The sequence below is a fragment of the Stenotrophomonas sp. LARHCG68 genome (genome assembly GCF_052871705.1).
In genome coordinates this window covers 254,475-275,758 of the sequence record NZ_JBIXJV010000001.1, presented here as the reverse complement: position 1 = coordinate 275,758, position 21,284 = coordinate 254,475, and the positions used below count along the sequence as shown (strand labels likewise).

Sequence of the window (21,284 nt, the reverse complement as noted above, 5' to 3'; positions counted from 1 at the left end):
CGTCGCGCCCCGCCGTCGTCCGGCGGGGCGCCAGCGGTCACCAGCGGTAGCCGATGCGTGCGTACCAGCGGCGACCCAGCAGGTCGTAGGTCATGGTGTCGGTGTTGGCGTCGGTGTAGCTCTGGATGAAGGGCGGCCTCTTGTCGAAGACGTTGTCCAGGCCCAGCGAGACATCCAGCGCCTTGTTCACGGCGTACTTCAACTGGAGGTTGTGGTAGAACACCGACGGCGCATGGTCGCCGATGTCGCCGCGCGTGGCATTGATGTCCTCGGCACGTCCGATGTACTGGGTGGACCAGGTGCCCGACCACTGCGCGCGGCTGGCATTGAAGGCCACAAGGCCACGCCACTTGGCATAGCTGCCGCGGCCACCGGTGATCTTGCCGGCGTACTCGATGACATCGGCACCTTCATACGGCCGCACGTCATAGCGCTGCAGGTAGGACACGTCGGCACTGACGCTGGCATCGAAGCCGGCCACGTCGAACTCGTACAGCGCGCCCAGGTCGACGCCACTGACCCGCTCGTTGGCGGCATTCACCGGCTGCGAGGACAGGTAGTCCACCTCGCCGGTGCGCGGGTTGCGGGTGAAGTTGCTGGCATCGCAGAACGGGTGCGCCAGCCCCGGCGTGTTGTAGCAGATGGCCAGCTTGGTGGAACCGGCGATGCGCTGGATCGCGTTCTTGATGCGGATGTTGTAGTAGTCCAGCGTCAGCGTCAGGCCCGGGGCGAACGCAGGCGTCCACACCGCGCCGGCGGTGAAGGAGGTGGCGTCCTCCGGCTTCAGGTCGGCGTTGCCACCGGACGTGGTGAGGATGGTGTTGCCCGGTTGCACGTAGCCGGCCGGCACACCGTAGGCCTGGCAGTTGGCGCGCACCACCGAGTCGGACGGCAGGCTGCTCCAGTTGCTGCACGGGTCGGTGGTGGTGAGGTTGCCTTCGGCGACGCCCCCGAACAGCTCCGGGATGTTCGGGATGCGGAATGCGGTGGCGTAGGTGCTGCGCAGCTTCAGCGATTCGTTGACCTGCCAGTCCAGGCCGACCTTGTAGTTGTAGTCACGGCCGAACAGATCGTAGTCCGAGGCGCGCCCGGCCAGGTTGAGGTACAGCGAATCGGCGATGACGCTGTCCTGCAGCAGCGGGATGGCCAGCTCGGCGAACACTTCCTTGGCGGTGTACTCGCCATGGATCAGATCCTGCTGGTTGGTGTTGCCGATGCCGAGCACGGTCAGCGGGTCCGAATCACGCCAACCGCTTTCCTTGCGCACTTCCACGCCGGCGGCGAAGCCCACCCAGCCGGCCGGCAGCTCGAAGACCTGGCCGCTGAGGTTGGCGGTGAAGCTCTTCTGTTCGTTGCCGCCGGTATCGCGCGAGCTGTACAGGATGTAGTCCAGCACCTCGCGGCTCAGGTCGCCGTAGCCCAGGTAGTCACCGCAGGGAATGGCGGCACCCGGCAGCGGGCTGCACAGCGCGCGGTCCAAGGTCTGCTCGACGCGGTCCAGGTTGGCCACGTTGTCCGAGCCGTCCACGCCGGTGTTGCGGCCCCAGTTGAAGGCCGCCGACCAGTCCCAGCTGGTGCCCAGTTGGCCCTTCAGCCCGGCCACGACGCGCCAGGTATCGGTTTCCTGGAAGAAGTGGCGCGGGCCCGCTTCCTCGAGGCGACGGCGCTGCAGCAACAGGTCCTGCCCGGTCGGGTTGGTCGGGTGATCGGCGGCGATGTTGATCGGCCGGTACACGCCCAGCGCGCCGGCCGTTGCCAGCTGCCTGGACTGGCGGTTGGTGTACATCAGCTCGACGAAGGCCTCGGTGGTGTCGTTGAGCTTGCTGTCGCCGAACACACTGAAGCTCAGGCGTTCGATCGGATTGACCGCATTGAGGGTGGGGTTGCCGTTGTAGTTGTGCTTGGCCGCCGAGTACGGCTCGTAGAAATCACCGTCGCCGCCGAGCACCTGGTTGAAGTTGACGCGGCTGCCATCGGCCAGCAGCGCACGACCGCCCACGGTGGTCGAGCTGCCCGAGCACACCAGCTTGCCGTCGGATTCGATCAGGCCGCAGGGCGCGCGCGTGGCCATGTTCACCGAGCCGCCGTCGTAGTAGTTGATCGCCGCCATCAGCGAGCCACGCTCACCGGTGACGCCCCAGCTGAAGTCCACCGAGGTTTCCTCGCCGTCGCTCTTGCTGGTCTGGCCATAACGCACGGCCAGCTCGGCGCCGTCGAAGCCCTGTTTGGTGATGATGTTGACCACGCCGGCCACCGCGTCGGCGCCGTAGATGGCCGAGGCACCGTCCTTGAGTACTTCCACCCGCTCGATCAGCGATACCGGGATCACGTTCAGGTCGACCGAACTGTTGGCGCCGGTGCCGCCGTTGACGATGCGGCGGCCGTTGAGCAGCACCAGCGTGCGGTTGATGCCCAGGCCCCGCAGGTTGACCTGGGTGGTGCCGTAGCCGTTCTCGGCCCAATAGGCGTTGCTCTGGCTGCCGGCGAAGCCGGCCGAGGCGGGCAGGCGCTGCAGCAGCGTTTCCACCGAGGTGGCGCCGGAGCGCTCGATCGCCTCGGCATCCACCACGCTGACCGGGCCGACGCCGGACAACTGCGCGCGCTTGATGTGGCTGCCGGTGACCTGCACCGCATCGAGCGTGCGGGCGGCTTCGTTCTGGCTTTCCTGGGCCTGTGCGGCCTGGATGGCGGCCACACTCAACAAACTGCCAATGGCCGCGGCCAAGGCGTTGGACTTCACGTACATGGTCTCTCTCCCGCTGGGGAACCTGTCTCTGGGCTGGGCGTGCGCAGATGCGCGCGCAAGGGCGTTGCAGCGTCGTCACGACGCGTAAAACACCGCTCAGGCGATGGGAGGTCGGAATACCCGGGAGAGTTTGCTGGCCGGCAACTGCAGTACCGGCAAGGGGACATCGAAGGTGACCGGCGGGTAGCTGCCGGCGAACAACGCCACCGTCGTGGGTGGATACAGCGCCAGCACGCAGGCGCATTCACAGCCGGTGCTGTCACCACAGGTGCAATCGGCGGCATCGGTGCCGCCGGGCTTGCCATGGCCGGCATGGGCCTTGGCCAGGACCGGCTTGGACGGCGCGCAGTCCGCCTGTGCTGCCACATCGCCGGCGGCGGCCACGCTGGCCGCCGTGTCCAGCGCCATGCGCGCGCCCACCCACGCCCCGAGCACGCCTTCGGCCGCGAGCACGCAGATCAGCAGCAGTGGCAGCCAGCAGCGGTACGGCATGGGGCCCGACGGTCCTCGTATATTTGTATATACATACAATCAATAGCGCGTCCGGAGAAAGCCTGTCAACTGCGCTGGCTTCCGGCGTGGGTCAGTCCGTGGGTGCGCCCCCTGCGCAATTGCCGGTACACCCCTTGTACCGGCGTCGTCTCCGCCCCATTCAAGTGCAATGCACGCGCACTTCAGCGGATCGCAGAGCGGCAACGACTATCCTGCGTCGCAGCATAGCCAGCGCATCTGCCAGCGCCAAGATGCGCGGGGCATGGCAATGACGATTTTTTCTGTCGATGCACCAAAGCGCTGGTTTTGGCTGGAAAACTGATTTCCGGTGCAACTTTTCCCGGCGTTGTTGATTACGGATGCAACATTCCCGATGCTGCCGCGACAACCCGTTTCCCCTCCCCCATTCACTGCAACAGGATGTAATCGATGAGCGTTGAATCCCTCCGTCAGCAGCCCGGCGTGGCCGCGCAGGTTCCCGCCGAAACCCATGGCTTCGTGTTCAACCACACCATGTTGCGGGTCAAGGACATCACCCGCTCGCTGGACTTCTACACCCGCGTGCTCGGCTTCCAGCTGATCGACCAGCGCGACTTCCCCGAAGCGGCCTTCAGCCTGTACTTCCTGGCCTACGTACCGACCGGCACCCCGGTCCCGGCCGACGACGCCGAACGCCGCCGCTGGATGGCCGGCGTTCCCGGCGTGCTGGAACTCACCCACAACCACGGTACCGAGCACCAGGACGGCCCGGTCTACCACGACGGCAACAGCGATCCGCGCGGCTTCGGCCACATCTGCGTGTCGGTGCCGGATATCGAAGCGGCTTGCGCGCGCTTCGAGACACTGGACGTGCCGTTCCAGAAGCGCCTGAGCGACGGCCGCATGAAGCACCTGGCCTTCATCAAGGACCCGGACGGTTACTGGGTGGAAATCATCTCCAACACCTGACGGCAGTGGGTAACGGAGGGATCACGGCATCCCGCGCATCATGGCGCCGGACCCCAGTGGTCCCCTCCGCCACCTTCATCCGAGGTCTGCATGGAAACCATGGAACTGCACCGTGGCCGCCTGATCGATCACCTGCAACTGGTGGTACGTGACCTGGCCGCCAGCCGCCGCTTCTACCAGGCAGTGTTCGATGCGATCGGCATTCCCATCGCCGGCGAAGGCGATGACTATTTCTGGGCCGACGAGTTGTTCATTTCCACCGCCAGCAGCCAAGCCGCCGCCGGCCAGCTGACCGGGCGCCACCACCTGGCGTTCCAGGCGCGCGACAGCGCCACCGTCGATGCCTTCCACAAGGCCGCGCTGGCCGCCGGTGGTACCGACAACGGTGCCCCTGGCGAGCGCCCTTATCACCCCGGTTACTACGGCGCCTTCGTGCTCGACCCGGATGGCAACAACATCGAAGTGGTCTACCACGGCCCGGCGCGCTACAGCGCCGACTCGGTGAAGGTCACGTTCTGATCCATGCGCGGGCATGCGCCCGCACTGCGGCACCGGCGCGTGTCACCTGCACGGCCGCTGTCGCCGCGTTCCCGACACCGTGGTCCTGCCGCCCCCGGCTGGCGCGCCGGACCAGGTAACGCAAACGGCCAGGTGCGGATGCACCTGGCCGTGATTCACCACCTTCGGGGCCGGTGACCGCCTCAGTGCGCGGCCATGTAGATGTCCTGCAGCACGGCCTTCTCCAGCTCCAGTTCGCCGAGCAGGTTCTTGACGATGTCGCCCAGGCTGAGGATGCCAACCAGCCGCCCGCCTTCGGTGACCATCAGGTGGCGACGCCGCGAGTAGGTCATCAACGACATCGCCTGTTTCAGGCTGGCTTCGGGTGCGATGCCTTCCAGTCCCATCGACGGCAGGCTCGAGATCACCCGGCGTCCCGCCTGCGGTCCATCGTCGGCCAGCGCGCGCACGATGTCCTTTTCGGAAATGATGCCCACCGGTGCGTCGTCATTGAGCACCACCAGTGCGGCAATCCGGTTCGCACTCATCTTGTGCGCGGCGGCACCGATCGTGTCGTGGGTGTCGATGGTGATGACAGTTTCTTTCTTCGATTGCAGAAGTTCTCGGACGTTCATTCTTGTTTCCTGTTGCAGGTCACTGAAGTCGAAACCGTGCTCTGCCGATACGCCCCTCCCGGGAACAGATCTTCCAGCGCACTTGTGGCGCACCTGCCTGCCGTTCGACGCGTCGTCGGCAGGCAGGGCGCTGCATCGCGGACGGGGCCGGTGCAACTGCACGCCTCGTCCTGTGCCACTTCGATTCTACGGCTGCATCCCGGCGGCATATGTCGCCACGAATGGGATGGTTCGTCGTGGAACCGGATGACGATCCGGAGCATGGCACCGCGGGCGAAACCGCCACTGAATGTCCGCGAACGCCGCCGCTTGACGTTCGCCGGATGCCGACGCTGATCGGTCGCCCGGACCGATGCCCTGCCCCGGCGGACAGGCACTCCCCGCCACTGCAACCCATGCCGCCGCGGCCAGGCAAAAGAAAAGCCCGGCGCATGGCCGGGCTTCCTCACAGCGTCGGGGGAGAGAGAACCGGGCTGCTGGAGGTGATTATCCGCAGCTCCGGTTACGCTCACGTGACAACCATCATTCCACTGTCACGCTCTTGGCCAGGTTGCGTGGCTTGTCCACGTCGGTGCCGCGGGCCAGCGCCGTGTGGTAGGCCAGCAGCTGCACCGGGATGGTATGCACCACCGGGCTCAGCACCCCGGCGTGGCGCGGGGTACGGATCACGTGCACGCCCTCGGAGGCATTGAAGTTGCTGTCCTGGTCGGTGAACACGAACAGCTCGCCGCCACGCGCACGCACCTCCTGCATGTTGGACTTCACTTTCTCCAGCAGGCTGTCGTTGGGCGCGATCACCACCACCGGCATCTCCGCGTCCACCAGCGCCAGCGGGCCGTGCTTGAGCTCGCCGGCCGGGTAGGCCTCGGCGTGGATGTAGGAGATCTCCTTGAGCTTGAGCGCGCCTTCCAGGGCAATCGGGTAATGCAGGCCGCGGCCCAGGAACAAGGCATTGGACTTGCCGGCGAAGCGCTCGGCCCAGGCGATGATCTGGGGCTCCAGGTTCAGCGCATGCTGCACGCTGCCCGGCAGGTGGCGCAGCTGCTCCAGGTAGTCCGCCTCCTGCGCGGCGTCGACCTTGCCATGCAGCTTGCCCAGCACCACGGTCAGCTGGAACAGCGCCGCCAGCTGGGTGGTGAAGGCCTTGGTCGAGGCCACGCCGATCTCGGCGCCGGCGCGGGTGTAGCAGACCAGCTCGCTGGCGCGCGGGATGGCGCTCTCGGGCACGTTGCAGATCGACAGCGTGTGCAGGTGGCCCAGCGACTTGGCGTATTTCAGCGCCTCCATCGTGTCCAGGGTTTCACCGGACTGGGAAATGGTGACCACCAGATGCCTGGGGTTGGCGTAAGCCGCGCGATAACGGTACTCGCTGGCGATCTCGACGCTGCACGGCAGGCCGGCGATGGCCTCGATCCAGTAACGCGCGGTCAGGCCGGCGTAGTAGCTGGTGCCACAGGCCAGGATCTGCACGCCCTCGATGTCCTTGAGCACCGCTTCGGCGTTGGCACCGAACAACGTGGCCGGGAAGCCACCGGCGTCGATCGCCGCTTCGGCCGTATCGGCCAGCGCTCGCGGCTGCTCGTGGATTTCCTTCTGCATGAAGTGGCGGTACGGGCCCAGCTCCAGCGAGGCCAGCGACACGTCGGACAGGCGCTGCTCGCGCTGCGCGGGGGCATTGTCGGCATCGAACACGCGCACGCCCTGGCGGGTCAGCTCTGCGGTATCACCTTCTTCCAGGAACATCACCCGGCGGGTGGCCTGGATGATGGCCGAGACATCGGAGGCCACGAAGTTCTCGCCGTCGCCCAGGCCGACCAGCAGCGGGCAGCCCATCCGCGCCACCACCATGCGCTCGGGCTCCTTCTGGCTGATCACCGCCAGCGCGTAGGCGCCGGTCAGCTCCTTGACGGTGCGCTGCAGCGCGCCGAGCAGGTCGTCGTGATCGGCCTTGAGGTGGTGGTGGATCAGGTGCGCGATGACCTCGGTATCGGTCTGCGACTCGAATGCATAACCCAGCGCACGCAGCTTCTCGCGCTGCTCCTCGTGGTTCTCGATGATGCCGTTGTGCACCAGCGCCACGCCGTGGCTGATGTGCGGATGGGCATTGGACTCGGTCACCCCGCCATGGGTCGCCCAACGGGTGTGGCCGATGCCCAGTTGCGCCTGGAAATGCTCGGCGGCGGCGGCGCTCTCCATTTCGGCCACCCGGCCGGTACGACGCACGCGGCGGATGCCGTCCCCCTCGAATACCGCGATGCCCGACGAGTCGTAGCCGCGGTACTCCAAACGCTTGAGTCCTTCAATCAGTACCGGAACCACATCGCGATCGGCGATCGCACCCACAATCCCGCACATAGTTCGTCCATCTGGAATAACAGGCGGACATTCTAAGTCAGCCGGTTCGGACATCCAGCAGACATTGCCGGACAACCCGCGCGGACACTGTCCGCAGAAGTGTCCGCGGACACCCGGACACCCCCAGCCATCGAATTTATTTCAACAATTTCAATATGTTGAAGTTGGCACGCCGCGTGCTTAACCAATACCAACCTCTGCTGCGAAGCCCACGATGATCCGCGACACCTCCGCCCAGGACCGAGTCTCCACCCAGCCCCAGCAGCCCAAGTGGCGCCGCTGGCTGTGGCCCGCCGTGGCCACGGTCGCGGTGGTGGCCGGCATCGGCTTCATCGCCAACAAATGGGCCGGCGCCAGCCGCTCCTTCGACAGCAGCCGCGTGCGCATCGCCGAAGTCGGCCGTGGCGACCTGGTCCGCGACATCGCCGCCGACGGCCGCGTGATCGCCGCCAACAGCCCGGTGCTGTACGCCATCTCCGCCGGTACCGTGACCCTGAAGGTGGTGGCCGGCGACGTGGTCAAGCAGGGCCAGGAGCTGGCGGTGATCGACAGCCCGGAACTGCGCAGCAAGCTGGCCCAGGAACAGGCCACCCTGGCCGGCCTGGAGGCCGAGGCCAGCCGCGCCGCCCTGGACGCCACCCTGGCCCGCGCCACCGGCGCCAAGATGTCCGACCAGGCAGGCCTGGTGCGCATCGCCGCCCAGCGCGACCTGGACCGCTACCAGCGCGGCTTCGACGGCGGCGCGGTACCGCAGGTGGACCTGGCCAAGGCCCAGGACGAGCTGAAGAAGGCCCAGATCGAGCTGCAGCACGCCCAGCAGGACGCCACCCTGCAGAGCCGCGGCGCCGACCTGGACGCCCGCAACAAGCGCCTGCTGGCCGAGCGCCAGCTGGCCGTGGTCAACGAAGTGCAGCGCCAGGTCGATGCGCTGACCCTGCGCGCCCCGTTCGATGGCCAGGTCGGCCAGGTGCAGGCCACCCAGCACACCCAGGTCGCCACCAACGCCCCGATCCTGAGCGTGGTCGACCTGTCCCGCTTCGAGGTCGAGATCAAGGTGCCGGAGAGCTTCGCCCGCGAACTGGCCATCGGCATGCCCTCGCAGCTGACCAGCGGCAGCGGCCAGCCCTTCCCCGGCGAGATCTCGGCGGTGTCGCCGGAGGTGGTCAACGGTGAAGTCGTGGCCCGCATCCGCTTCTCCGACAAGCAGCCCGAAGGCCTGCGCCAGAGCCAGCGGATGAGCTCGCGCATCCTGCTCGACACCCGCCGCAACGTGCTCAAGGTCGAGCGCGGCCCGTTCGTCGAACAATCCGGCGGCCGTTACGCCTACGTCGTCACCGGCAGCATCGCCACCCGCCGCCCCGTGCAGCTGGGCGTGAGCAGCCTGGGCGAGGTGGAAGTGGTGTCCGGCCTGCAACCGGGCGAAAAGATCGTGGTCTCCGGCGCGGATCTGTTCGGCGACAACGAACGCGTCTCCATCAATTGATTGAACCCCGGGAGCGGGGCACGGCAAGTCATCCAACCGGCCCCGCGCCCAGCCAACGCACTGCTCCCAGCTCCCAGCGCCCTGTTCCCCGCTGCCCCGCAACCTCGTCCCCAAAGGAAATAGACATGCTCCATATGCAATCGGTCTCCAAGGTCTTCCGCACCGAACAGGTTGAAACCCACGCGCTGCGCTCGCTCGACCTGCATGTGCGCGAAGGCGAGTTCGTCGCCGTCACCGGTCCGTCCGGCTCGGGCAAGACCACCTTCCTCAACATCGCCGGCCTGCTGGAAACCTTCACCAGCGGCCAGTACCTGCTCGATGGCCAGGACGTGAGCCACCTCGGCGACGACGCACGCTCGCGCCTGCGCAACCAGAAGATCGGCTTCATCTTCCAGGGCTTCAACCTGATCCCCGACCTCAACCTGTTCGACAACGTCGACGTACCGCTGCGCTATCGCGGCATGGGCGCGGCCGAGCGCAAGCAGCGCATCGAGCAGGCGCTGACCAGCGTCGGCCTGGGCTCGCGCATGAAGCATTACCCGGCCGAGCTGTCCGGCGGCCAGCAGCAGCGCGCCGCCATCGCCCGCGCCCTGGCCGGCAGCCCGCGCCTGCTGCTGGCCGACGAACCGACCGGCAACCTGGACACGCAGATGGCCCGCGGCGTGATGGAGCTGCTGGAGGAGATCAACTCCCAGGGCACCACCATCGTCATGGTGACGCACGACCCGGAGCTGGCCGCACGCGCCCAGCGCAACGTGCACATCGTCGATGGCCAGGCCACCGACCTGCTGCGTGAGCCGGTGCTGGCCCACGCCTCGCGCATCGCCGAAACCAACACGCAGGGCTGAGGACCACGCATGTCGCTGTTCACGTACTACCTGCAGCAAGGCATGCGCAGCCTGCGGCGCACGCCGGTGCTCACCGGGCTGATGGTGCTGTCCATCGCCGTGGGCATCGGCGCGTCGATGACGACGCTGACGGTGATGCACCTGCTCTCGGGCGATCCCCTGCCCGGGCGCAGCCAGCACCTGTACTACCCGCAGGTGGATGCGTCCCCGCGCGGGGAGAAGCCGCGCGTCGATCCGCTGGACATGCTCGACTACACCTCGGCGGTCGATCTCTGGCGCGATGGCCCGGCCGAGCGCAAGGCACTGGTCGCCAACAGCCCGGCCAAGCTGTCCGCCCCCACCAGCAGCGCGCCGGCCAGCATCACCCCGATGCTGTCCACCACGGCCGACTTCTTCCCGATGTTCCAGGTGCCGATGGCCTACGGCAGCGGCTGGTCGCGCGAGGACGACGAGCGCCGTGCGCGCGTGGCGGTGATCTCCTGGAACCTCAACCAGCGCCTGTTCGGCGGCAAGGACAGCGTCGGCCAGATGCTGCGCATCCGCGACAGCGAGGTCCGCATCGTCGGCGTGCTCAAGCCGTGGCGCCCGGCACCGCTCTATTACGCCGTGGCCGGTGGCCGCTTCTCCCAGGGCGACACCGCCGATTTCTACCGCGCGCCGCAGGACGTGATGATGCCGTTGTTCAGCAGCCTGCAGGTCAATGCCGGCAACTTCCAGCAGTTCACCTGCTGGGGGCTGCCCGAGCAGCCCGGCCACCTGGAGAACAGCAACTGCGTGTGGTTGCAGCAATGGGTGCAGCTGGACACGCCGGCGCAGGTTAGCGCCTACGAGCGGTTCCTGCAGGGCTACGTGCAGCAGCAACAGCAGCTGGGCCGCATCAGCCAGCCGGAACTGGCGCGCCTTTCCAGCCTGATGCAGTGGCTGGACTTCAACGGCGTGGTGCCGCGTGACGTCCGCCTGCAGGCGTGGATGGCATTGGCCTTCCTCGGCATCTGCCTGTTCAACACGGTGGGCCTGCTGCTGGCCAAGTTCCTGCGCCGCACCAGCGAGATCGGCGTGCTGCGGGCGCTGGGCGCGACCCGCGCGATGGTCTTCCAGCAGTGCCTGATCGAAGCGGCGCTGATCGGCCTGGCCGGCGGCCTGGGCGGCTTGCTGTTGACCGCGTTCGGTCTGTGGAACATCCGCCAGCAGCCCTTGGCCTACGCGGACATGATGCAGCTGGACCTCACCATGCTCGGCTCGACCCTGGCCGCTGCCGTCATCACCACCTTGTTGGCGGGACTGCTGCCGGCGCTGCGCGCCGCCCGCATCGACCCGGCCCTGCAGATCAAGGCACTGTAAGCATGGATATCAAACCCATCCTGGTCGCACTGTCGCGCCACCGCATCGCCGCCTCCCTGATCACCCTGGAGATCGCGCTGGCCTGCGCGGTGCTGTGCAACGCATTGTTCCTGGCGGTTTCGCGCATGGACATGATCGGCATGAACAGCGGCGTGGACGAGAGCCGCGTCGCCGCCCTCAGCCTCGATGACTGCGACGGCTGCCAGCCGGCCGAACTCAACGGCCGCTGGCTGCAGCAGCTGCGCAGCCAGCCCGGCGTGCAGGCGGTGGGCGTGGTCAACGCCGTGCCGTTCGGCCAGCGTGCCGGCACCGCCGGCATCAGCCTGGACCCCGAAGGCAAGCACTTCGGCGGCGTGCCGCATTTCTACCTGCTCGACCCCGGCGCGATCGACGTGATGCAGCTCAAGCCGGTGCAGGGCCGCAGCTTCACCGATGGCGACTTCCAGCCGGTGGAGAACTACCTGCCCGAGAGCGCCCAGGTGTGGATCACCCGCGCCCTGGCCGCCCACCTGTGGCCGGGGGAATCGGCGCTCGGCAAGCAGTTCTGGATGTCCAGCAACCGCTTCACCGTGGCCGGCGTGCTGGAACACTTCGCCCGTCCCGACCCGGGCCGCAGCGAGAGCGGCGTGGCCAGCGCGCAATGGTCGGTGATCGTGCCGGTCCTCACCCATGCGCAGAGCGGCACCTACGTGCTGCGCGCCGATGCGGCGGACCTGCCGGCGATCCTCCGCGACGCGGTGGCCGCTGCCTCCAAGGTCACCCCCGAAGCCATCCTGTCCAGCGACTACAGCGCCACGCTGGCCCAGCTGCGTGACACCTACTTCCGCCAGGACCGGGCGATGACCCGCCTGCTGCTCGGCGTGTGCCTGGCGATGCTGCTGGTGACCGCGCTGGGCATCATCGGCCTGGCCAGCTTCTGGGTGCAGCAACGCACCAAGCAGATCGGCATCCGCCGTGCGCTGGGGGCCACCCGGCGCCAGATCATCGGCTACTTCCAGACCGAGAACCTGATGCTGACCGGCTTCGGCATCGTGCTGGGGATGCTGCTGGCCTTCGCCGGCAACCAGGTGCTGATGCACTACTTCGAGATCGACCGCCTGCCGCTGTACTACCTGCCCGTCGGCGCCGTACTGCTGTTGCTGCTCGGGCAGGTCGCCGTGATCGGCCCTGCCCTGCGCGCGGCTGCCATCCCACCCATCGTCGCCACCCGTAGCGTTTGACCTCGCCGAGGACTTCCCATGTTCAGCTACTACTTCAAACTCGCGATCCGCAGTTTCGGTCGCAACAAGATCCTCACCACGCTGATGGTGCTGGCGATCGCCCTGGGCATCGGCGCGGCGATGACGACGCTGACCGTGTTCAAGGTGCTCTCCGGCGACCCGATCCCGCAGAAGAGCGACCGGCTGTTCTACGTGCAGCTGGACCCCTACACGAAGGAGGGCTACCAGCCGGGCGAGGAGCCGGAGCGGCAGCTGACCCGCTTCGATGCCGAGGAACTGCTGCGGCAGAAGAAGGCGCCACGCCAGGCGATGATGACCGGCGGCGGTGGCATCCTCGATCCGCGCGTGGACGCGCTCAAGCCGTTCAGCGTCGAGATGCGCTACACCTCGGCCGACTTCTTCCCGATGTTCGAGACCCCGTTCCTGTACGGCACCGGCTGGAGCGCCGGGGAGGACGCCGGCCGCAGCCGCGTGGCGGTGCTCAGCAAGTCCCTCAACGAGAAGCTGTTCAAGGGTGAGAACAGCGTCGGCAAGGACGTGCTGATCGAAGGCCATGCGATGCGCGTGGTCGGCGTGCTGAACGACTGGAACCCGCGCCCGAAGTTCTACGACATCACCACCGGCCGCTTCGACCGCGAGGAAAGCGTGCTGCTGCCGTTCTCCACCTTCATCGACCTGAAGCTGGAGCGCAACGGCAACATGAACTGCTTCGGCCGCGAGATCGTCAACGACGCGCAGGCATTGAACGTGCCCTGCTCATGGGTGCAGTACTGGGTGGAGCTTGATTCGCCCAGCGACGCCGGTGACTTCAAGGCCTACCTGGACAACTATTCCGAGCAGCAGCGTGCCTCCGGTCGCTTCGAGCGCCCGGCCAACACCCGCCTGCGCAACGTGATGGAGTGGATGGATTTCACCCAGGTCGTGCCGGGCGACGTGCGCCTGCAGATGTGGCTGGCCTTCGGCTTCCTGCTGGTGTGCCTGGTCAACACGGTGGGCCTGCTGCTGGCCAAGTTCCTGCGCCGTAGCGGCGAGATCGGCGTGCGTCGCGCACTGGGTGCCAGCCGCAGCGAGATCTTCAAGCAATGCCTGGTCGAGGCCGGCACCGTCGGCCTGGCCGGCGGCATGCTCGGCCTGGTGTTCGCGCTGCTCGGCCTGTGGGCGGTACGCCAGCGCCCCGCCGCGTACGCCTCGCTCGCCCACCTGGACGGCTCGATGCTGCTGGTCACCTTCGCGCTGGCCGTGTTCGCCAGCCTGCTGGCCGGCGTCCTGCCCGCCTGGCGGGCCATGCAGGTCACGCCCGCACTGCAGCTGAAGAGCCAATGAGGTACCGGGCCGGGGCGTGCGCGGCGGCAAGCCGCCACGCCACGACCTTCCGCGTAGTGCCGTCCCCAACGCCTGGCGGGGGGCGGGGTTGAAGAAGGGTTCGATCCACTCCCCTTTCATCCTCGCACCTCTTCACCTTACTCCTCGCTCCACCGGAGAACCCGCATGGAAATCCGCCCCATCCTCTCGACGCTGTCGCGGCACAAGACCGCCGCCGCCTTGATCGTGCTGGAGATCGCGCTGAGCTGCGCGATCATCTGCAACGCGCTGTTCATCGTCTCCCAGCGCATCGAAGTCATGGAACTCCCCAGCGGCATCGACGAAAGCCACCTGCTGGAGATCGGCCTGAGCGGCATCGGCGAGCAGGTCGATGCCGATGCGCGTACCGCCGAAGACATCGCCACGCTGCGCGCCATCCCCGGCGTGGAGAACGTCGCCATCACCAACCAGCTGCCGTTCCAGAGCGGCTCGTGGAATACCTCGCTGTCGGCCAGCCCCGAACCCGATGCGCAGTCGGTCAACGGCGCGCAGTACATGTTCGGCGAGAACATGGTGAAGACGCTGGGACTGGAGCTGCTCGCCGGCCGTGACTTCAATGCCGACGAGTACAGGAGCAACGAAGAGCTGTCCAAGACCACCGCCACCGAGCAGATGCCTTCCAGCGCCATCCTCACCGACGCGATGGCCCGGCAGTTCTTCCCCGATGGCAACGCCGTCGGCAAGACCGTCTACATGCTGGGCATCCCGATCACCGTGGTCGGCGTGGCCAAGACCCTGCTGCGCCCCAACATGCAGAACAACAACCGCACCTACGGGGTGATCTTCCCGATCCGCATGAGCTTCTCCGGCGGTGGCCGCTACATCATCCGCGTCGCCGACCCGGCGCGCCGCGACGAGGTGATGAAGCAGGCATTGGCGACCCTGGAGAAGAACGACCCGAACCGGCTGGTGTGGACCAACCTCACGCTCGAGGAGAAGCGCGCCAAGAACTTCGCCAACGACCGCGACATGATCGGCCTGCTGCTGATCGTCAGCGGCCTGCTGTTGCTGGTGACCGCGGTGGGCATCATCGGCCTGGCCAGCTTCTGGGTGCAGCAGCGCACCAAGCAGATCGGCATCCGGCGCGCCCTGGGCGCCACCCGCGGGCAGATCCTGCGCTACTTCCAGACCGAGAACTTCCTGCTGGCCGGCATCGGCATCGTGCTGGGCATGCTGCTGGCCTACAGCCTGAACTACTGGCTGATGGGGCGCTACGAGCTGCCACGCCTGCCGTTGCTGTACCTGCCGGTCGGTGCGGTGTTGCTGTGGGTGATCGGGCAGATCGCGGTGTTCGGCCCGGCCCGTCGTGCCGCCTCGATCCCGCCGGCCGTGGCCACCCGCAGCGCCTGACCACGACAAAGGGATCCCATGTTCGGCTACTACCTGCAACTGGCCTTGCGCGGCTTCGGCCGCAACAAGGTGCTGACCACGCTCATGGTGCTGACCATCGCGGTCGGCATCGGTGCGACGATGACCACGCTGGGGCTGTACTTCGTGCTCTCCGGCGACCCCATCCCGCACAAGAGCGGCCAGCTGTACTACGCGCAGCTGGAACCCCGCACGCTGGGCAAGGACGCCACGCTGGACAAGGATCCACCGCGGCAGATGAGCCGCTATGACGCCGAGGAGCTGCTGCGGCAGAAACGCGCCGACCGCCAGGCGGTGATGTCGGCCGGCGCGGTCACCGTGCAGCCGGCCGGCAGCGCGGCCCAGCCGTTCCGGGCGATGGCGCGCTACACCTCGGCCGACTTCTTCGCGATGTTCGACGTGCCGCTGCACAGCGGCAATGCCTGGAACGCGGCCGATGACGAGGCCCGCGCGCAGGTGGCGGTCATCGACCGCAAGCTGGCCGCCACCCTGTTCGGCAACGATACCGCGGTGGGCCGGGAAATGCGGCTGCCGCAGGGCGTGTTCCGGGTGGTCGGCGTGATGGACGACTGGCGCCCGGCCCCGCGCTTCTACGACCTGAGCAGCCAGCGCTACGGTGGCGACGAGCAGGTGCTGCTGCCGTTCTCGACCTCGCGCGCACTGAAGCTGGACACGCAGGGCAGCGTGCATTGCTGGGGCAACAGCAGCGGCGTGGACGGCGGCAATTATGGCCTCAACGCGCCCTGCGCATGGCTGCAGTATTGGGTGGAGCTGGACTCGCCCCAGAAGGCGCGGGACTACCTCAAGTACCTGGCCGACTACTCCGACAGCCAGCGCGCCAGTGGTCGCTTCGAACGCCCCACCAACGTGCGCCTGTACAGCGTGATGGACTGGCTGGACTTCAACCGCATCGTGCCCAACGACGTGCGCCTGCAGATGTGGCTGGCGTTCGGCTTCCTGCTGGTCTGCCTGCTCAACACGGTGAGCCTGCTGCTGGCCAAGTTCCTGCGCCGCAGCGGCGAGATCGGCATCCGCCGCTCGCTCGGCGCATCCCGCGCGGACATCTTCCGGCAATGCCTGACCGAAGCCGGCGTGATCGGCTTCGTCGGCGGCGCGCTGGGGTTGGGCTTCGCCGCCTTCGGCCTGTGGCTGATCCGCCAGCAGCCCGACGAATACGCCAAGCTCGCCCACATGGACACCACCACGCTGTGGCTGACCTTCGCCCTGGCCGTCACCGTCAGCCTGCTTGCCGGCCTGTTGCCGGCCTGGCGCGCGATGAAGGTGCCGCCAGCCCTGCAGCTCAAGAGCCAGTAATGCGCTTCGGACCGGACCTGCTTGGGGAGAGACGCTCCGGCTCTCCCCTTTTTTCCGGGCCCCGTCCATCGTCCGACGCGCTCCCCGCACTCCCAGGCAGATGACCATGGAAATCCTCCCCATCCTCACCACGCTGTCGCGGCACAAGACCGCCGCCCTGCTGATCGTGCTGGAGATCGCACTGAGCTGCGCCATCATCTGCAACGCGGTGTTCATCATCCGCAACCGCATCGCCGAGCTGCAGCTCAGCAGCGGCGTTGCCGATGACGAGCTGGTCTACCTGGCCACCAGCAGCCTGCTGCCGGACGTCAACATGGACGCGCTGCGCAAGCAGGACCTCCAGGCGCTGGCCGCGATCCCCGGCGTGCAGGCGGTCAGCAGCGTCAACCAGATCCCCTACGGCGGCAACATCTGGTCCTCCGATGTGCGTCTGGAGGCAAGCCAGACCCGTCCCTCCGCGACCGCGGCCATCTACATGGACGATGGCCGCATGCAGCAGACCTTCGCGCTGCGGATCGCCCAGGGCCGCGGCTTCAACCCCGACGAATACATCGACAACAGCAGCTTCGATCCGAACCAGGTCGGCACCGGCATCCCCGCCGTCATCCTGGGCCGTTCGCTGGCGCAGACGCTGTTCCCGGGCCAGGACGCGGTGGGCAAGCAGCTGTACGTGTGGGGCGAGAAACAACCGCCGTCACCGGTGGTCGGAGTGATCGAGGACCTGCTCGCGCCGGGCGAGGCGGGTACCTTCGCCAACCGCTACCACTCCATGATGTTCCCGATCCGGGTCTCCAATGGTGCGTACGCGATCCGCACCACGCCGGACCAGCGCGAGGCGGTGCTGAAGGCCGCCATCGACGCGCTCCACGCCACCGACCCGAACCGCCTCATCGAACAGCAGGGCACGCTGGAACAGATGCGGGCCGACTTCCACCAGCGCGACCGCTCCGTGATCTGGCTGCTGCTGGCCGTCAGCGCCGCGCTGTTGGCGGTCACCGCGTTCGGCGTGCTCGGCCTGGCCAGCTTCTGGGTGCAGCAGCGCACCAAGCAGATCGGTATCCGGCGGGCGCTGGGGGCCACGCGCGGCAACATCCTGCGTTACTTCCAGGTGGAGAACTTCATGCTCAGCAGCGCCGGCATCGTGCTCGGCCTGCTGCTGGCCTATGGCCTGAACCTGCTGCTGATGCACTACTACGAACTGCCGCGCCTGCCATTGGCCTACCTGCCCGTCGCCGCGCTGCTGCTCTGGCTGCTTGGCCAGCTGGCGGTGCTCGGCCCGGCGCGCCGGGCGGCTTCCATCCCACCGGCCGTTGCCACGCGCAGCGCCTGAACCTGGCGAGGTATCGATGAAGACCCCCCTGCTCCCCTTGCTGCTCGCACTGGCCTGCACGCCGGCGATGGCCGCCGAAGGAGACGACCTGACCGCGACCATCACCGCGCTGGACCACGCGGTGTTCGACAGCTTCAACCACTGTTCGGACCCGGCGCAGCTGCGTCGCCACGCCAGCTACTTCGATGCGGCGGTGGAGTTCTACCACGACACCGGCGGCGTCACCTGGACGCGTGATGCCATGCTCGCCAACACCGCCAGGCATGCCTGCGGCCACTTCACCCGCGAACTGCTGCCGGAAACGCTGGAGGTCTTCCCGGTGAAGGACTTCGGTGCCATCGCGCGCGGCCAGCACCGCTTCTGCGACAGCGCCAGCGGCAAATGCGAAGGGCTGGCCGACTTCACCATCGTCTGGCGCCTGCGCGATGGGCAATGGCAGATCACGCGGGTGCTCAGCTATGGGCACCGCGCGATCGCCGCCGACAGCGCACGATGACGCCGCTCCGGCAGCGGGGCCGCCTGGCCTGCCGGCAACCGGCCCCGCTGCCAGCGCCACCGCTAGCGTGTAATGTGCTGGACCCGACGTCCTGTTGCCGCCTCCCTTCCGGTTTCCACGATTCCCATGCCGCAGATCCTGATCATCGACGACAACGCCGCCGTGGCCACCGCACTGGAGGTGCTGTTCTCCCTGCATGACATCGACACCCGCCACGCCAGCTCGCCCGAGCAGGGGCTGGCGATGCTGGCCGAGCAGGAGTTCGACCTGGTCCTGCAGGACATGAACTTCACCGCCGACACCACCTCCGGCGAGGAAGGCCAGGCGTTGTTCCGTGACATCCGCCAGGCCTATCCGGACCTGCCGGTGATCCTGCTCACCGCCTGGACCCACCTGGACAGCGCGGTGGAACTGGTCAAGGCCGGTGCCGCCGACTACCTGGCCAAGCCCTGGGACGATGGCCGCCTGCTGACCACGGTCAACAACCTGCTGGAGCTGGCCGAGACCCGCCGCGAGCTGGCCCGTCGCCGCCAGCGCGAGCTGGCCCAGCGCAAGAGCCTGAACGAGCGTTACGACCTGCGCGGCGTGGTGTTCGCCGACCCGGCCAGCGAACGGGTGATCGCCCTGGCCTGCCAGGTCGCCCGCTCCGACCTGCCCGTGCTGATCACCGGCCCCAACGGCGCCGGCAAGGAGAAGATCGCCGAGATCATCCAGGCCAATTCGCCCAACCGCAAAGGCCCGTTCGTCGCCCTCAACTGCGGTGCCATCCCGGCCGAACTGATCGAGGCCGAACTGTTCGGCGCCGAGGCCGGTGCCTACACCGGCGCCAACAAGGCGCGCGAGGGCAAGTTCGAGGCCGCCGATGGCGGCACGCTGTTCCTGGACGAGATCGGCAACCTGTCGCTGACCGGGCAGATGAAGCTGCTGCGCGTGCTGGAAACCGGCCGCTTCGAGCGGCTGGGCTCCAACCGCGAGCGCCAGGTCAAGGTGCGCGTGGTCAGCGCCACCAATGCCGACCTGCCGGCGATGATCCGTGATGGCAGCTTCCGCGAAGACCTGTACTACCGGCTCAACACCGTCGAACTGGTGCTGCCGCCGCTGGGCGAACGCCGCGAGGACATCCTGCCGCTGGCGCGGTTCTTCCTCGGGCAGGACAACAAGCCGCTCTCGCCGCAGGCCGCGCAGGCGCTGCAGCGCCACACCTGGCCGGGCAACGTGCGCGAACTGCGCAACGTGATCCAGCGCGCCGCCCTGCTCGCGCAGGGGCCGCGCATCGAGGTGGCCGACCTCAACCTGCCGCGCGCCCCCGCGCGCCCGACCGCCGCGCACGGCGCCGAGGAGCCGGACCGCGAACGCATCATCGCCGCGCTGTCGCACGCCGGCGGCGTCATCGCCCAGGCCGCCGCCGAGCTGGGCATGAGCCGGCAGGCGCTGTACCGGCGCATGGACCGCCACGGCATCCCGCGCGAATGACACGGCCATGCTGAAGTCGCGCTCGTTCACCCTCACCCTGTTCCTGCGCCTGCTGCCGGTGCTGGCGCTGGCCGCCGCGTTGCCGTGGCTGCTGGCCTACTGGATGGACCATGGCTGGTGGGTGGTGGCCACCTCCACGGTGATCCTGCTTTCCCTGATGTGGTGGGCGCTGCGCCGGGCCACCGCACCGATCCGCTCGTTGCTGCGTGCCCTGTCCGGCACCACCAGCAGCTACCGCGACGGCGAATACAACTTCGGCGTGCACTGGCGCGGCAAGGATGAGTTCGCCCAGCTGGTGCAGGCCCATGCCGAACTGGGCGAGGTGCTGCGCGAACAGCGGCAATCGCTGGTGCAGCGCGAGCTGCTGCTGGACACCATGGTGCAGAACACGCCGGTGGCGATGCTGCTGTTGACCGACGGCGGCGACGGCATCCAGCGCGTGGCGTTCTCCAACGTCGCCGCACGCAAACTGCTGCACGGTGGCTGGAAGCTGGAAGGCCAGCGCATGCCCGACCTGCTGGAGAACATGCCCACCGAGCTGCGCAACGCCATCTCGCGCGGCGGCGACAGCCTGTTCGCAGTTCGCGACCCGGAGGCCTTCGAGGGCGATGAGGACGACGAGCAGATCTACCACCTGTCACGCCGCAACTTCCATCTCAATGGCCGCCCGCACGAACTGCTGCTGCTTCGCCTGCTCACCGCCGAACTGCGCCGCCAGGAAGTGCAGACCTGGAAGAAGGTGATCCGCGTCATCAGCCACGAGCTCAACAACTCGCTGGCACCCATCGCCTCGCTCGCCCATTCCGGCGCCGAACTGGTGCGACGCAACCGCACCGAGCGGCTGGAGAACATCTTCGGCACCATCGAGGAACGCGCGCGCCACCTGGAGGGTTTCATCCGTGGCTACGCGCGTTTCGCCAAGCTGCCGCAGCCACAGTTGCAGACGGTCATCTGGGCCAACTTCCTGCACAGCCTGCAGCAGCAGATCCCGTTCCGCATGGAACCGGTGCCGGAGGACCTGAGCAGCCGCCTGGACCCGGCCCAGTTCGCCCAGGCGCTGCTGAACCTGCTCAAGAACGCGCACGAGGCTAGTGACGACAACGGCGCCGCCGGCGAGGGCGTGGAAGTGCGCCTGGCGCGCCTGCCACATTGGCTGCGCATCGAGATCCTGGACCGTGGCATCGGCATGAACGAAGCGGTGCTGCAGAACGCGCTGATGCCGTTCTACTCCACCAAGCGCAACGGCACCGGCCTGGGCCTGGCCCTGACCCGCGAGATCATCGAGGCCCACGCCGGCCGGATCTCGCTGCAGAACCGCACCGAGGGCGGTCTGTGCGTGACAGTGCTGCTGCCGCACGACTAGGCGACAGTTCCC

General features: G+C 67.5%; 17 protein-coding genes. 13 read left to right on the top strand and 4 right to left on the bottom strand.

Features of this window, described 5'->3' with window-relative positions:
• Nucleotides 1–37: 37 nt before the first annotated feature.
• Together ACIPR8_RS01190 and ACIPR8_RS01185 are read right to left on the bottom strand one after the other, a co-directional pair.
• Nucleotides 38–2,746, bottom strand: coding sequence for a TonB-dependent receptor (locus ACIPR8_RS01190; RefSeq protein ID WP_446539905.1), 2,709 nt, complete (start codon nucleotides 2,744–2,746; stop codon nucleotides 38–40).
• A 96-nt stretch (nucleotides 2,747–2,842) separates the two neighbouring features.
• Nucleotides 2,843–3,238, bottom strand: coding sequence for a CopL family metal-binding regulatory protein (locus ACIPR8_RS01185; protein WP_446539904.1), 396 nt, complete (start codon nucleotides 3,236–3,238; stop codon nucleotides 2,843–2,845).
• Between the two features lie 429 nt (nucleotides 3,239–3,667).
• On the opposite strand from ACIPR8_RS01185, the gene gloA reads away from it, so the two are divergent.
• Nucleotides 3,668–4,186: a lactoylglutathione lyase gene (gene gloA / locus ACIPR8_RS01180; RefSeq protein WP_446539903.1), complete on the top strand. Its 519-nt coding sequence runs from the start codon at nucleotides 3,668–3,670 to the stop codon at nucleotides 4,184–4,186.
• 90 nt (nucleotides 4,187–4,276) lie between these two features.
• A complete protein-coding gene (locus tag ACIPR8_RS01175; RefSeq protein WP_132865751.1) occupies nucleotides 4,277–4,705 on the top strand; it encodes a VOC family protein in 429 nt (142 codons plus the stop codon).
• 182 nt (nucleotides 4,706–4,887) lie between these two features.
• Here ACIPR8_RS01175 and ACIPR8_RS01170 read toward each other — a convergent pair whose 3' ends face one another.
• Together ACIPR8_RS01170 and glmS are read right to left on the bottom strand one after the other, a co-directional pair.
• Nucleotides 4,888–5,319: a CBS domain-containing protein gene (locus ACIPR8_RS01170; RefSeq protein ID WP_132865752.1), complete on the bottom strand. Its 432-nt coding sequence runs from the start codon at nucleotides 5,317–5,319 to the stop codon at nucleotides 4,888–4,890.
• A 522-nt stretch (nucleotides 5,320–5,841) separates the two neighbouring features.
• Complete coding sequence (gene glmS / locus ACIPR8_RS01165; protein ID WP_323438699.1) at nucleotides 5,842–7,674, bottom strand: glutamine--fructose-6-phosphate transaminase (isomerizing); 1,833 nt, start codon at nucleotides 7,672–7,674, stop codon at nucleotides 5,842–5,844.
• A 214-nt stretch (nucleotides 7,675–7,888) separates the two neighbouring features.
• On the opposite strand from glmS, the gene ACIPR8_RS01160 reads away from it, so the two are divergent.
• The 11 genes from ACIPR8_RS01160 to ACIPR8_RS01110 all read left to right on the top strand — a co-directional run bounded on the left by ACIPR8_RS01160 (nucleotide 7,889) and on the right by ACIPR8_RS01110 (nucleotide 21,272).
• On the top strand, nucleotides 7,889–9,157 hold the full coding sequence (locus ACIPR8_RS01160; RefSeq protein WP_192287742.1) for an efflux RND transporter periplasmic adaptor subunit: 1,269 nt from the start codon (nucleotides 7,889–7,891) through the stop codon (nucleotides 9,155–9,157).
• 125 nt (nucleotides 9,158–9,282) lie between these two features.
• Nucleotides 9,283–10,005, top strand: a complete 723-nt coding sequence (locus tag ACIPR8_RS01155) for an ABC transporter ATP-binding protein (protein WP_132865755.1) — start codon at nucleotides 9,283–9,285, stop codon at nucleotides 10,003–10,005.
• A gap of 15 nt (nucleotides 10,006–10,020) precedes the next feature.
• Nucleotides 10,021–11,346 carry an ABC transporter permease gene (locus ACIPR8_RS01150; RefSeq protein ID WP_192287942.1) on the top strand — a complete coding sequence of 442 codons (1,326 nt, stop codon included), beginning with the start codon at nucleotides 10,021–10,023 and terminating at the stop codon, nucleotides 11,344–11,346.
• A 2-nt stretch (nucleotides 11,347–11,348) separates the two neighbouring features.
• Nucleotides 11,349–12,566, top strand: a complete 1,218-nt coding sequence (locus ACIPR8_RS01145; RefSeq protein WP_446539902.1) for an ABC transporter permease — start codon at nucleotides 11,349–11,351, stop codon at nucleotides 12,564–12,566.
• 18 nt (nucleotides 12,567–12,584) lie between these two features.
• Complete coding sequence (locus ACIPR8_RS01140; protein WP_192287744.1) at nucleotides 12,585–13,889, top strand: ABC transporter permease; 1,305 nt, start codon at nucleotides 12,585–12,587, stop codon at nucleotides 13,887–13,889.
• Between the two features lie 165 nt (nucleotides 13,890–14,054).
• Nucleotides 14,055–15,278 (top strand): ABC transporter permease, encoded by a 1,224-nt coding sequence (locus tag ACIPR8_RS01135; protein ID WP_132865758.1) that lies wholly within the window; start codon nucleotides 14,055–14,057, stop codon nucleotides 15,276–15,278.
• 18 nt (nucleotides 15,279–15,296) lie between these two features.
• The gene (locus ACIPR8_RS01130) at nucleotides 15,297–16,610 is read left to right on the top strand and encodes an ABC transporter permease (RefSeq protein WP_446539901.1); all 1,314 of its coding nucleotides are present in this window, start codon (nucleotides 15,297–15,299) and stop codon (nucleotides 16,608–16,610) included.
• Between the two features lie 106 nt (nucleotides 16,611–16,716).
• Nucleotides 16,717–17,940 carry an ABC transporter permease gene (locus tag ACIPR8_RS01125; protein WP_192287747.1) on the top strand — a complete coding sequence of 408 codons (1,224 nt, stop codon included), beginning with the start codon at nucleotides 16,717–16,719 and terminating at the stop codon, nucleotides 17,938–17,940.
• Nucleotides 17,941–17,956: 16 nt separating this feature from the next.
• Nucleotides 17,957–18,436, top strand: a complete 480-nt coding sequence (locus ACIPR8_RS01120) for a nuclear transport factor 2 family protein (RefSeq protein WP_446539900.1) — start codon at nucleotides 17,957–17,959, stop codon at nucleotides 18,434–18,436.
• 126 nt (nucleotides 18,437–18,562) lie between these two features.
• Nucleotides 18,563–19,909 carry a sigma-54-dependent transcriptional regulator gene (locus ACIPR8_RS01115; protein WP_132865762.1) on the top strand — a complete coding sequence of 449 codons (1,347 nt, stop codon included), beginning with the start codon at nucleotides 18,563–18,565 and terminating at the stop codon, nucleotides 19,907–19,909.
• A gap of 10 nt (nucleotides 19,910–19,919) precedes the next feature.
• Nucleotides 19,920–21,272: a sensor histidine kinase gene (locus ACIPR8_RS01110; RefSeq protein ID WP_446540611.1), complete on the top strand. Its 1,353-nt coding sequence runs from the start codon at nucleotides 19,920–19,922 to the stop codon at nucleotides 21,270–21,272.
• Nucleotides 21,273–21,284: the final 12 nt, after the last annotated feature.

Bases quoted from the DNA above. Each gene is read 5' to 3' on its own strand.
- ACIPR8_RS01115 (WP_132865762.1), top strand. From the start codon at position 18,563: ATGCCGCAGATCCTGATCATCGACGACAACGCCGCCGTGGCCACCGCA.
- gloA (WP_446539903.1), top strand. From the start codon at position 3,668: ATGAGCGTTGAATCCCTCCGTCAGCAGCCCGGCGTGGCCGCGCAGGTT.
- ACIPR8_RS01125 (WP_192287747.1), top strand. From the start codon at position 16,717: ATGGAAATCCTCCCCATCCTCACCACGCTGTCGCGGCACAAGACCGCC.
- ACIPR8_RS01160 (WP_192287742.1), top strand. From the start codon at position 7,889: ATGATCCGCGACACCTCCGCCCAGGACCGAGTCTCCACCCAGCCCCAG.
- ACIPR8_RS01120 (WP_446539900.1), top strand. From the start codon at position 17,957: ATGAAGACCCCCCTGCTCCCCTTGCTGCTCGCACTGGCCTGCACGCCG.
- ACIPR8_RS01175 (WP_132865751.1), top strand. From the start codon at position 4,277: ATGGAAACCATGGAACTGCACCGTGGCCGCCTGATCGATCACCTGCAA.
- ACIPR8_RS01135 (WP_132865758.1), top strand. From the start codon at position 14,055: ATGGAAATCCGCCCCATCCTCTCGACGCTGTCGCGGCACAAGACCGCC.
- ACIPR8_RS01155 (WP_132865755.1), top strand. From the start codon at position 9,283: ATGCTCCATATGCAATCGGTCTCCAAGGTCTTCCGCACCGAACAGGTT.
- ACIPR8_RS01170 (WP_132865752.1), bottom strand. From the start codon at position 5,319: ATGAACGTCCGAGAACTTCTGCAATCGAAGAAAGAAACTGTCATCACC.
- ACIPR8_RS01140 (WP_192287744.1), top strand. From the start codon at position 12,585: ATGTTCAGCTACTACTTCAAACTCGCGATCCGCAGTTTCGGTCGCAAC.
- ACIPR8_RS01185 (WP_446539904.1), bottom strand. From the start codon at position 3,238: ATGCCGTACCGCTGCTGGCTGCCACTGCTGCTGATCTGCGTGCTCGCG.
- glmS (WP_323438699.1), bottom strand. From the start codon at position 7,674: ATGTGCGGGATTGTGGGTGCGATCGCCGATCGCGATGTGGTTCCGGTA.
- ACIPR8_RS01130 (WP_446539901.1), top strand. From the start codon at position 15,297: ATGTTCGGCTACTACCTGCAACTGGCCTTGCGCGGCTTCGGCCGCAAC.
- ACIPR8_RS01145 (WP_446539902.1), top strand. From the start codon at position 11,349: ATGGATATCAAACCCATCCTGGTCGCACTGTCGCGCCACCGCATCGCC.
- ACIPR8_RS01190 (WP_446539905.1), bottom strand. From the start codon at position 2,746: ATGTACGTGAAGTCCAACGCCTTGGCCGCGGCCATTGGCAGTTTGTTG.